This is a genomic window from Bacillus shivajii, from assembly GCF_020519665.1.
Taxonomy (GTDB): domain Bacteria; phylum Bacillota; class Bacilli; order Bacillales; family Salisediminibacteriaceae; genus Bacillus_CA; species Bacillus_CA shivajii.
This window is the reverse complement of the sequence record NZ_CP084703.1, coordinates 1389349-1400798: the sequence shown is the minus strand read 5'-3', so window position 1 is coordinate 1400798 and position 11450 is coordinate 1389349. Positions and strand designations below refer to the sequence as shown.

Annotated in this window: 14 protein-coding genes; 9 read left to right on the top strand and 5 right to left on the bottom strand. The window is 37.1% G+C overall.

Annotated features, from left to right (window positions below):
* Positions 1-4: 4 nt before the first annotated feature.
* Genes yhbY through LGQ02_RS06755 form a run of 4 tightly spaced genes read right to left on the bottom strand, consistent with a single transcriptional unit; the run spans position 5 to position 2790 of the window.
* Entirely contained in the window at positions 5-295 is a 291-nt protein-coding gene (yhbY, locus tag LGQ02_RS06770; protein WP_226517446.1) for a ribosome assembly RNA-binding protein YhbY, read from the bottom strand.
* A gap of 2 nt (positions 296-297) precedes the next feature.
* On the bottom strand, positions 298-1137 hold the full coding sequence (gene aroE / locus LGQ02_RS06765) for a shikimate dehydrogenase (RefSeq protein ID WP_226517445.1): 840 nt from the start codon (positions 1135-1137) through the stop codon (positions 298-300).
* A 31-nt stretch (positions 1138-1168) separates the two neighbouring features.
* Positions 1169-2287: a ribosome biogenesis GTPase YqeH gene (gene yqeH, locus LGQ02_RS06760; RefSeq protein WP_226517444.1), complete on the bottom strand. Its 1119-nt coding sequence runs from the start codon at positions 2285-2287 to the stop codon at positions 1169-1171.
* The gene (locus LGQ02_RS06755) at positions 2260-2790 is read right to left on the bottom strand and encodes a YqeG family HAD IIIA-type phosphatase (protein ID WP_226517443.1); all 531 of its coding nucleotides are present in this window, start codon (positions 2788-2790) and stop codon (positions 2260-2262) included. The genes yqeH and LGQ02_RS06755 overlap by 28 nt, the downstream gene beginning before the upstream one ends.
* Positions 2791-3607: 817 nt before the next feature.
* On the opposite strand from LGQ02_RS06755, the gene LGQ02_RS06750 reads away from it, so the two are divergent.
* Positions 3608-3760, top strand: a complete 153-nt coding sequence (locus tag LGQ02_RS06750; RefSeq protein ID WP_226518239.1) for a sporulation histidine kinase inhibitor Sda — start codon at positions 3608-3610, stop codon at positions 3758-3760.
* A 13-nt stretch (positions 3761-3773) separates the two neighbouring features.
* Here LGQ02_RS06750 and LGQ02_RS06745 read toward each other — a convergent pair whose 3' ends face one another.
* Complete coding sequence (locus tag LGQ02_RS06745) at positions 3774-3983, bottom strand: hypothetical protein (RefSeq protein ID WP_226517442.1); 210 nt, start codon at positions 3981-3983, stop codon at positions 3774-3776.
* 368 nt (positions 3984-4351) lie between these two features.
* Here LGQ02_RS06745 and LGQ02_RS06740 point away from each other — a divergent pair, with 368 nt between their 5' ends.
* The 8 genes from LGQ02_RS06740 (at position 4352) to LGQ02_RS06705 (ending at position 11213) form a co-directional block, all read left to right on the top strand.
* Positions 4352-6733, top strand: coding sequence for a Na+/H+ antiporter subunit A (locus LGQ02_RS06740; RefSeq protein WP_264184022.1), 2382 nt, complete (start codon positions 4352-4354; stop codon positions 6731-6733).
* Positions 6730-7155 carry a Na(+)/H(+) antiporter subunit B gene (locus LGQ02_RS06735; RefSeq protein ID WP_226517440.1) on the top strand — a complete coding sequence of 142 codons (426 nt, stop codon included), beginning with the start codon at positions 6730-6732 and terminating at the stop codon, positions 7153-7155. Before LGQ02_RS06740 ends, LGQ02_RS06735 begins: the two co-directional genes overlap by 4 nt.
* Positions 7155-7493, top strand: a complete 339-nt coding sequence (locus LGQ02_RS06730; RefSeq protein WP_226517439.1) for a Na(+)/H(+) antiporter subunit C — start codon at positions 7155-7157, stop codon at positions 7491-7493. Before LGQ02_RS06735 ends, LGQ02_RS06730 begins: the two co-directional genes overlap by 1 nt.
* Positions 7486-8970 (top strand): Na+/H+ antiporter subunit D, encoded by a 1485-nt coding sequence (locus LGQ02_RS06725; RefSeq protein ID WP_226517438.1) that lies wholly within the window; start codon positions 7486-7488, stop codon positions 8968-8970. The genes LGQ02_RS06730 and LGQ02_RS06725 overlap by 8 nt, the downstream gene beginning before the upstream one ends.
* A gap of 5 nt (positions 8971-8975) precedes the next feature.
* Entirely contained in the window at positions 8976-9452 is a 477-nt protein-coding gene (locus LGQ02_RS06720; RefSeq protein WP_226517437.1) for a Na+/H+ antiporter subunit E, read from the top strand.
* Complete coding sequence (locus LGQ02_RS06715) at positions 9452-9733, top strand: Na(+)/H(+) antiporter subunit F1 (protein ID WP_226517436.1); 282 nt, start codon at positions 9452-9454, stop codon at positions 9731-9733. Before LGQ02_RS06720 ends, LGQ02_RS06715 begins: the two co-directional genes overlap by 1 nt.
* On the top strand, positions 9714-10076 hold the full coding sequence (gene mnhG, locus LGQ02_RS06710; protein ID WP_226517435.1) for a monovalent cation/H(+) antiporter subunit G: 363 nt from the start codon (positions 9714-9716) through the stop codon (positions 10074-10076). The genes LGQ02_RS06715 and mnhG overlap by 20 nt, the downstream gene beginning before the upstream one ends.
* Positions 10077-10760: 684 nt before the next feature.
* Positions 10761-11213 (top strand): SRPBCC family protein, encoded by a 453-nt coding sequence (locus LGQ02_RS06705; protein ID WP_226517434.1) that lies wholly within the window; start codon positions 10761-10763, stop codon positions 11211-11213.
* Positions 11214-11450 lie beyond the last annotated feature (237 nt).

Here is an 11450-nt window from a genome sequence, read left to right as displayed (position 1 = left end):
CACTTTAAGGTAATTCAATCTTCTTTTGTTCTTCCGACTCTTTATAGAAAATAATCGTATTACCTATCACTTGTACGACGTTTGCATCAGCACCCTTTTCAATTGCTTCTGCTACTTCATATTTATCCTCATCACAATTTTGCAAGATACTTACTTTAATTAGTTCTCTTGCTTCAAGTGCATCATCAACTTGCTTAATTAAATTTTCATTCACACCGCCTTTTCCTACTTGAAAGATCGGTTTAATTGAATGAGCTTCACTTCTTAAATATCGCTTTTGTTTATTCGTTAACATCGTTATTTTACGCCTCCTAAATTTTTTAACACAGTATCTTTCATCACTTTTATCGGTGCTTCTTTATCAAACCACTTTTCAAAAGCAAGTGCTCCTTGATAGACAAACATGTCAACACCGTTCATAATATTTGCGCCTTTTTTCTCTGCTTCGCATAAAAACCTCGTTTGAAAAGGATTGTAAATCAAATCACTAACGAATGATCCTTTACTTAATTTCTCTAAAGAGATTGGCATTTTTTCAATATCTGGTGTCATACCAATTGAGGTTGTATTAATGATAATATCAAATTCCGTCAACCTTGCTTGAGCAATCCCCAATGTCATCGCTTCTGACTGCGTATATGGTGAACAAATAAGTGACAACCCTTCCGCTTTAGAAAGAGTACGGTTGGTAATTCCGATCGTTTCCACTCCACTTTTTGCAAGGGATAAAGCGACTGCTTTCGATGCTCCTCCTGCACCAATTATGAGAACTCGTCTATTTGTAAGCGATGTTCCAAGTCGATTAATTAAGGACTTTACATACCCTTCACCATCTGTGTTATATCCTATTAGTGTCCCTCCATCATTTACGATCGTATTAACCGCTCCGATCTCTTTTGCTAGCGGGTCAATATGATCTAAGTATTGGATAACACTCACTTTATGTGGAATCGTCACATTCAAACCCTTTAACCCAAGGCCTTTCACACCATCTATTGCCGCCTTTAACTCGTTCGATTCAACATGAAATGCATGATAGGTATAATCCAACCCTAATTCATCATAGGCAGCTTTATGCATTATAGGTGATAGAGAATGTGAGATTGGTGAGCCAATCACTCCCAGAACTGTTTCCATGTCTATTTCCCCTTTATCGATTCGGAATCGTTTAAAAGATAGATGGGCGTGTACTTACATTTACGCCTTCAGGTGCATGTGTGCGAACACGTCCGTTTGCACCATGAATCGTTACCCAACCTAGTCCAGAAAAAACGATGTCTTGCTTTTCTTCATGGATCTTCCATTCTTTGCCCTCAAATGAAGGAAACATTTTCACGTTCTCTTCAGAAGGAGGTGATAACAATTGTCCGTGATGCTTGTCTAATAGTTCATCAGCTTTTTCTAATTTTGTACGATGAACATTCAAGTCATTAGATAAGTACACGACAAACGATAAATTTTCTCCTTCAAGGTAATCGATACGGCCTAAACCGCCAAAGTATAAAGATTGGCCAGGTTGCAATTGAAAAACACGTGGTTTAATTTCTTTTTTTGGGGTAATCACTTTTAATTCATTTTTATCTAATAAGTGAGCCATTTGATGATGATTGATAATTCCTGGTGTATCGTATAATGACGATCCGTCATCTAATGGTACGTCAATCATGTCTAACGTTGTTCCAGGAATATTAGACGTTGTTATCATAAGCTCTTCATCAGCCCCAAATTCCTTAAGGAGACGGTTTATAAACGTAGATTTACCTACATTTGTACAGCCAACAATATAAACATCACGACCATCGCGCAGTTCCTCAATCAAGTTAGCAGTTTCAATAACCCCTTCACCAGTCCCGGCACTCATTAAGTGTACATCAGCAGGCTTTAATCCATATTCTTTGGCGGCCCATTTCATCCATTGAATAACTTTGGGCCTTTTTACAGACTTCGGTAACACATCGACTTTATTACCGACAAGAAGGACCGGGTTCTTTCCAACAAACCTGTGTAATCCAGGAAGCCAACTGCCATCAAAGTCAAAGATGTCAACGACTTTTACAATTAGCGCCTTCTTATGACTTAATGTATTTAATATTTTTAAAAAATCATCGTCTGTTAATGAAACATCTTGTACTTCATTATAATGTTTCAAACGAAAACAGCGTTGGCAAATGACTACATCTCGCTCCAACGCCGATTTAGGGGTATACCCTATTTCATTTTTATCTTCTGTCTGGACTTTAACTCCACAGCCAGAGCAAATTATTTCTCTTCTTTCTCGATTGTCCATTTGATCAACCCCTTTTTCTTCATCTGACGAAAGACGACCCTCTCTAATCTGCGGTTTATTTTCGTAAAGAAACCATCAGTTTGCGCGACAGGTACGACAAGAACTGTATGAAAACCAGTACGGTTTCCCCCAAGTATATCGGTGAGAAGCTGGTCTCCAATTACAACCGTTTCGCTATGTTTTAAATTTAATATTCTACAAGCAGTCTTAAATGCTCTGCTCATTGGCTTTTTTGCACTATGAATAAACGTAATATTATGAGGGTCAGCAAAGTGTTTGACTCTTTTTTCATTATTATTAGATACAATAACAATTTCTAAGCCTTCTGACCTTACATACTCAAACCACTCAATTAATTCTTCCGTGGCATCTGGCCTGTCCCATTCAACCAGTGTATTATCTAAATCAGTTATGATTCCCTTTATTCCTTGTTCTTTTAATTCACTGATCGAGATTTCATAAATTGATTTCACGTATTGATCAGGAATGAAACGCTTTAACATGAATTTTCCCCCAATTCGATTGAAACAATCAAAATAACAATAATGTATATCATACCTTTATTTTCCTTAGCGTTCAAATGTTTTAATAACACATGTTTGAGTTCTATTTTAATAATGAAAAAGTAAAAAAAATAAATATGATAAAAATTTTTCGACAATTCTAGACAAATGGTAATTTATGTGGATAAGTATATACACATAGTCAACGTATAAAATATCACCTTTTCTTCATTTTATATACAGACAATCCACAGTTTATCCACTTCGAATGTGGATAAAGCAGAATTTGTGAAGCCTTACAATACATGGTAATATCAAAACGAATCAATGGTCAGAACACTAAAAACTGCTAATAACAAAAAATATAATATGATCAATTTTAGTCTATTGAGTCACGAACATCGTTACCTAGAACAAAATGTATTTCGTACTTAATTCATGCATGTTTTATTGAAGTTTGTCGAAAGAGACTGTAACACTTATTGACAAGTCCGAAAGATTCGTTAAGTGATGTATTATCGTCAAGTCCTAAAAGCAAATCCACTCCTGTTTTATCTACGTATTGCACGGAGTCACTCTGTTGAGGCACTTATACTTTAATCCTTGGATGAGGTTCTTAAAGTATTAAAAAAACGAAAAAATGAACATCATTCTTTCGTTAGTAAAGGGCGTTGATATGATTTTTTCAGTACAAGCTATTGATTGTTCGACAAGTCATGACCGACCTCTAAAAATGTCCGTTGCTAAGAAACTAAAACATTTTCGAATTTAGGTTTTTAATCGAGGAGGTGAAGCTGCCATGAGGCGGCAATATGGTATGAAACTACTTTCAGATGACCTGTTAATTGAGACTTACCATAAGGCAAGAGAATTAAACTTATCGGAGGATTTCCTCTCCCTCATTCAAGAAGAATTAGAGAGAAGATCAATGAAGGAAAAGCAGTCAGCGCGGTCCACAATCTTTCAATAACATAGAATTGCTTTTAATCGCCATTTTTGTCTACTTGAATATACTCTCGTGGTTGAAATTTAATATCCTCTAAACGATCCTCCATAAAGAAGAAACCACGAATCCCATCATCATCAAGTTGTCGTTCAACAATTTGATTTGTTGATTGGATATGAAAAGGTGTGGCAACAGCAACTAATCCAATAAAAATGCATGCAGAATATAAATATACACGTTTTTTCAACCGTATCACCTCTTGTATTAGGATGATACGGTTATCTTTTTTTTATACAAATACGTGTAATTTTTCCTTAAATTAGGATACTAAAGGATGTAATACGAATAAAAGTTAAACCATATTAACCCGTTTCAAAAAAATTTTTTATGATTTTTGTACAGTTTCTACATATTTAATAATTTTTTAAAAACCATAAAACAAGCATGTCACAAAGGATGCAAGGAAAATATATTTATATTATAATTTTACTTGCGTTTAAAATGGGATGATATCAAATAAAACCAAAAGTGGTGTTTTTATGAAAGTTTAAAAAGGAGGTAAACAACTTGTCAGAGTTTCACTTGCTACACATTTTAGTTTTAGCACCCTTTATTATGGCGATATTCGTACCTTTTTTGTATAAAGGGTTTCGTCATATTCACACAGGATGGTTTGTTCTAGTCCTTCCTCTTGTATTATTCATTTATTTATTGCAGTTCCTCCCAATCGGAGGTCCGATGGAGACGCTAGAATATACAATTCCTTGGGTGCCTTCTTTAGGAATTAATTTTACGATTTACTTAGATGGTTTGAGTCTCCTTTTTGCATTGTTAATTACCGGAATAGGTACTTTAGTCGTCCTTTATTCGATTTACTACATTGCAAACAAAAAAGACGAACCATTGAACAACTTTTATGTATACTTACTAATGTTTATGGGTGCCATGCTCGGCGTTGTCTTATCAGATAACTTAATTGTTATTTATGTGTTTTGGGAGTTAACGAGCTTAGCATCTTCTTTACTTATCGCTTATTGGTTCCATAAAGAAAAATCCCGTTATGGTGCACAAAAATCCATGCTCATCACCGTAACTGGTGGATTCGCGATGCTTGCTGGTTTCTGTTTGCTTTATATTATGGCAGACTCTTTCAGTATTCGTGAAATTATTGCACAAGCAGATGTTATTATTCAAAGTCCATTATTTGTACCAGCAATGCTTCTCGTATTACTCGGTGCATTTACAAAGTCTGCACAATTCCCTTTCCATATTTGGTTGCCAGATGCGATGGAAGCACCAACACCAGTTAGTGCTTACCTTCACTCAGCGACGATGGTAAAAGCGGGGATTTATTTAGTTGCCCGTTTAACACCTGTTTTTGGTGGGGCTCAAGAGTGGTTCTGGTTACTAACAGGCTTTGGTTTAATGACGTTGATTTGGGGGTCTGTCTCTGCCATAAGGCAGACTGACTTAAAAGCAATTCTTGCATTTTCAACAATCAGTCAGCTAGGCTTAATTATGTCTTTACTAGGTTTAGGCTCTGCTGCTGTGCATTACGATTATGCTGATGTAGAAATGCTTTATGCTACAGCGACATTAGCTGCAGTATTCCACCTGATTAACCATGCAACCTTTAAAGGTAGCTTGTTTATGATTGTCGGAATCGTGGACCATGAAACAGGCACACGGGATATCCGTCGCTTAGGTGGATTAATGACAATCATGCCAATAACATTTACCATTTCATTAATTGGTGTTGCATCAATGGCAGGTTTACCACCGTTTAATGGATTCTTAAGTAAAGAAATGTTCTTTACTGGGGTATTAAACGCAACAACGTTAGACATCTTTAACGTGCAAACGTTTGGATTCTTATTCCCGGTCATCGCATGGGTGGCAAGTGTCTTTACGTTCGTATACTGTATGATCATGTTCTTTAGAACATTTACTGGAAAATACCAGCCTGAAAAACTTGAAAAAAAAGCTCACGAAGCACCAATTGGCTTACTTATTTCACCAATTGTTCTTGCTTCACTCGTAGTTATTTTTGGGTTATTCCCTAACTTACTTGCATACACGATTATTGAGCCGACCATGCAATCCATTTTACCGAATATCCTTGATGAAGGTGAACGCTTCTATGTAAACATTTATCACTGGCATGGCTTAAATACAGAGCTATTTATGACTGCTGGTGTCGTGATGTTTGGTATGCTCGTTTTCCTTAATTTAAAACGTTGGCAAGAAGCGACGTTCTTCTTAAAAGAAAGAGACCCGTTAAACGCAATTTACGACAATGGATTAGATGGATTAATTGCAGGATCAAAACGTGTGACAAATGTTCAGTTAACTGGATTATTACGTGATTACTTTGCATATTCAATGGTGTTTATCATCCTCTTATTAGGGTGGACGATCTTTAAATACGATGCATTTGCAATCGATCTAACAAATGTTGCACCAATCTCACCTTATTTATGGATAATTACACTTGTCATGATCGCAACGACAATCAGTATTCCATTTATTAACCACCGTGTGACAGCAATTATTGCTGTTGGGGTAATCGGCTTTTTACTTGCACTTCTATTCGTGGTGTTTAGAGCTCCAGATTTAGCCCTTACGCAACTACTTGTTGAAACAGTGATGGTTGTATTATTCTTGCTCTGTTTTTACCACTTACCAGAGCTTCGAAAAGAGAGTTTTAAGCCTACGTTTAAAATGACAAATTTAGTCATCTCTATTGGAATGGGTGCTATTGTTACGATCATCGCACTAAGTGCGCATGCGATGAGACATGCTGAAGGATTCGATCGAATCTCACGTTTCTTCGAAGAAAATTCTGCATCATTAGCAGGCGGTTACAACATGGTTAATGTCGTCCTTGTTGACTTCCGTGCGATTGATACACTGTTAGAAGTGTTAGTGCTTGGTATTGCAGCTTTAGGAATTGTTTCACTCGTTAAGCTGAAAGTGAAAGGAGGACAGGACGTATGAAAACGAACAACATAATGCTCCATACGATTACTCGGGTCGTTTCATTTATCATCCTATCCTTCTCTATCTATTCATTCTTTGTAGGGTTTGACAACCCAGGGGGAGGATTTATCGGAGGATTAATGACTGCAGCTGGTCTCCTTCTCTTATACATTAGTTTTGATATTAAAAAGATAAAAAAAGCAATCCCCTTCGATTATTCAGCAATCATTGCTTGGGGATTAATAATCGGTATCGGAACAGGGATATACAGTATGTTCCTCGGTTATCCGTTCTTAACCCAGTTTCATGACTACTTCTCTGTACCGATTTTAGGAGAGTTGAAATTAAAAACTGCACTACCTTTTGACTTAGGAATTTATTTAGTCGTAGTTGCAGTAGCATTGTTATCAATCTTGACGATTGCGGAGGATGATACGTAATGGAAATATTAATGATTATTTTAGTTGGGGTTATCGTCTCCGTAAGTACGTATTTACTATTAACGAAAAGCTTACTAAGAGTTGTACTTGGGATCATGCTTTTATCACATGCTGCCCATTTACTTTTTATAACTTTGGCTGGGCTAAAGGAAGGTGCCCCACCGCTTTTAGGGGAAGAAGCAGCATCTTATGCCGACCCTTTACCTCAAGCACTCGTCTTAACAGCGATTGTTATTGGATTCGGGGTAACTGCTTTTCTACTTGTTCTTTCTTATCAAACTTATAAAGCGCACAAAACAGATGATCTTGATAAATTAAGGGGTAGTGCCGATGAATAATATAGTATTGCTCCCAGTCTTGATACCTTTTCTTATGGGTGCCATCCTAATTTTATTTAGAAAACAGTTACCCATACAACGGTATGTAAGTGGAATAACAGCATTATCTCTCGTTGTTATCTCTATTTACATGACGTATGTAATCTTTCAAGACGGGATAATCACAGTTGAATTAGGGAATTGGCCCGCACCGTTTGGAATCGTGCTAGTTGGAGATTTATTCGCTTCAATTATGGTTGTTTTAGCGAGTATCGTGGCAGCATCCTGCTTATTCTTTGGTTTTTTAACCCTCCACCACGATAGAGAGAAGTATTATTACTATCCATTTTTCTTCTTCTTAATTACGGGGGTAAACGGGTCGTTCTTAACAGGGGATATTTTTAACCTTTTCGTATTTTTTGAGGTTATGCTTCTATCATCCTTTGTATTAATTGTTATGGGCCGAACAAAATATCAACTTCGTGAATCTTTTAAGTATGTTGTGATTAGTACATTTGGCTCAATGTTGTTTGTTATCGCAGTTGGACTTCTTTACTCGGTCACTGGAACACTTAATTTTGCACACCTTGCAGAACGAATTAGTGAAGTTGAAGAAGGCGGTCTATTAACTGTCATTGCGATTTTATTTCTCATTGTATTTGGTTTAAAAGGTGCACTAGTACCACTTCATTTCTGGTTACCAAATGCATATTTCGGTCCTCCGACAGCCGTTGCAGCATTACTCGGTGGACTTCTTACAAAAGTTGGGGTTTACTCGATTATGCGAACGAATACGTTAATCTTTACGCATGATCAAGACTTTACACTAAATATAATATTGATTTTAGCAGGGGTAACGATGTTTATCGGTGTTATTGGAGCAGTATCCAAGTTTGACTTCAAGAAAATCTTAGCCATTCATATCATTAGTCAGGTCGGCTATATGATTATGGGTCTAGGGATTTTCACACCACTTGCGATTGCTGGTTCGATTTACATTATCGCTCACAATATGATTGTTAAAACTGCCTTGTTCTTATTCTGCGGAGCGACTGAAAAAGTGACCGGTACAACAAACTTAAAGAAAATGAGCGGACTATTAAAGACACACCCACACCTTGGCTGGCTGTTCTTTGTTGCAGCAATATCTTTAGCAGGTATTCCACCGTTGAGTGGTTTCTTCAGTAAATTTGCCCTTGTTTTAGGTGGTCTTGAAGAACAACGATATATCATTGTTTTTGTTAGCTTAGTTGTTGGGTTATTAACGCTATTCTCAATGGTTAAAATCTTTATGTATGTGTTCTGGGGTTCACCATCACTTACTCCAGAAGAAGCAAAGCAGCGTAAAGTAGGAAAACTCTTACTTCCAGGAATCCCTCTTGTAATCATTAGTTTTGTCATGGGGGTTGCTGCAGAACCAATATTCGTCATTTTATTCGAAGCTGCAGAGCAAATGTTAGACCCATCAATCTATATTAATTCTGTACTTAAGGAGTAGGTAATATGGCATTTCAAATCCTGCTTAACATTGGTATTGCGCTTATATGGATGTTGCTTAAAAATAACTTTACAGGGATTGAGTTTTTCTATGGATATCTAGTAGGTTTACTACTCTTATTCGTTTTACGCCGCTTTTTGGTGTATGACTTCTACCTACGCAGAGTATATGCGTTTATTAAACTTATTGTTCTGTTTGTTTATAAGCTCATCCTCTCCAATATTGATGTCATAAAAATTGTATTAAGTCCAAAAATGGACATTCAACCAGGGATTATTGCAGTTCCAACTGAATTGGAAACAGAATGGGAGATCACCCTTCTAGCAACGTTAATTTCATTAACACCTGGAACGCTTTCTATGAATTTTTCTGAAGATGGAAAAACAATATTTATTCATTTCATCCATGTAACAGATAAGGAAGAAGCAATTAAGGAAATCCACGATTCATTCCAAAAGGCAATTATGGAGGTGACGCAATAATGTTAGCAATCGTAAGTCAGGTCATTCTTATTGTCATGTCTCTCTCCATATTAGTATGTTTCTTTCGCGTCATAAAAGGACCGACGATGTCTGATAGAATTGTTGCCTTAGATACTGTCGGAATTAACTTAATCGGTTTTATTGGGGTACTCATGATCCTTCAAGAAACCATCGCCTATGCAGATGTTATTCTTGTTATTGCTGTTTTAGCCTTTATCGGATCTGTAGCACTTGCGAAATTTATTGAGGGAGGTGTAGTCCTTGATCGAGATCGTCATTAGTATATTTATTATTCTCGGTGGATTTTTAAGTCTTCTAGGTTCTATTGGACTACTTCGCTTCCCTGATGTTTATTCAAGGCTTCATGCAGCAACAAAAAGTGCCACACTCGGTGTCATTACGATCATGATTGGTACTTTCCTATATTTCTTGGTTGTCGAAAACTTATTTGCTGGAAAGATTTTATTAGCCATTCTTTTTGTCTTTTTAACAGCTCCTGTTGCTGGTTTAATGATTTCACGTTCAGCATATAATGTCGGCGTTAAATTATGGCATAAAAGTGGGCAAGATGACCTTGGAGAGGCTATAAAGAAAGCAGAGAAACAAAAAGGTCAATCTAATTAATCATTACAACCCTTGCTATCATTTGATAGCAAGGGTTTTTCAATGCTACCCTTTAACTAAGTAATCATGTGGAAGAACGAGATTCGATGGTACCAATAGCTGTTCGGCTCGCGGAAACTGAGAAACTCGTCCCCGGAACCGGTTTCATGCCGCAAAGCTAACCTTTTGATTTCACAAAAATACACTCGATTGCACCTCTACGCACAAGTGCGACATCCGTTCATACTTCACTTCGTTTGCATTCACGGTGTCTTCTTTGCACCTCTACGCACAAGTGCGACATCCGTTCATACTTCACTTCGTTTGCATTCACGGTGTCTTCTTTGCACCTCTACGCACAAGTGCGACATCCGTTCATACTTCACTTCGTTTGCATTCACGGTGTCTTCTTTGCCGCGGACAAGGCTTCAGCTAATTGGGGAAAAGCACCCAATGGATCTTCAGCGCTTGCTTTTCCCGTTGGCGTCTCGTGATTTTTGAAAATCAACAAATAAGGTTAACAGAGCAAAGGATAATAAATACATCGGCCCTTTCGTGTCTCTTCCTTCTAATAAGTTTCTTTAGTTAGTTAGAAGAAAGTGAATTGTGACAATACATTTGAACGTAAATTGAACAAAGACGCTTCACGGTCTATTTTCCTTAGTTATATCATACTAATGAACCGAAAAGGAAAGGGGTAGTCAGATGAAAACGATTGAGTACTCTATAGTCATTCATAAACCTGTTCATGAAGTTTTTCAATACGTAGAAGATTTAAGTAAACGCCCAAATTGGGAGAGCGGAGTTGTTAAAGCTAAAGTAATAAATGGTAACAACTATGAAAAAGGGGCTACCTTACAAGTAACAAGTAAAATCGTTGGTAAAAAGGTCGTTGCTGAAGCTGATGTCGTTGAATTTGAGGAAAATCAGAAAACAGAATGTGTAGCAAATAAACCATTCACTCATATTATCACCAACATTTATGAACCACTCTCTAATGAATCTACACGTCTTATACGAAAAGGGACGGCTGATCCTGATGAAGTGAAAAAGTTCTTCAAATTTGCGACACCTATGGTTATGAAAATGATGGAGAAAAACTTAAAGGAAACTAGTGAGACGTTAAAAGAACAACTCGAAAAAAAACTTGTTGATTAAAAAAAGACATAATAAAAGATTAAGTAATTCCGTTTTCGAGGAGAAAAAACGATAATTCCAAAAGAACAAGATGTTTGACATGTTGGCTTTTTTATAAGTGCTTTTAATAAGATAATCACTCGAATCCGTTTCAGGCGGACGCTTTCCGCGGGCAATGCTTCAGCCTCCTCATTCGCTATAAGCGTACTCATTGCGGGGTCTTCTGCTATTGCTTTTCCCGCTGGAGTCGCCGCCTTT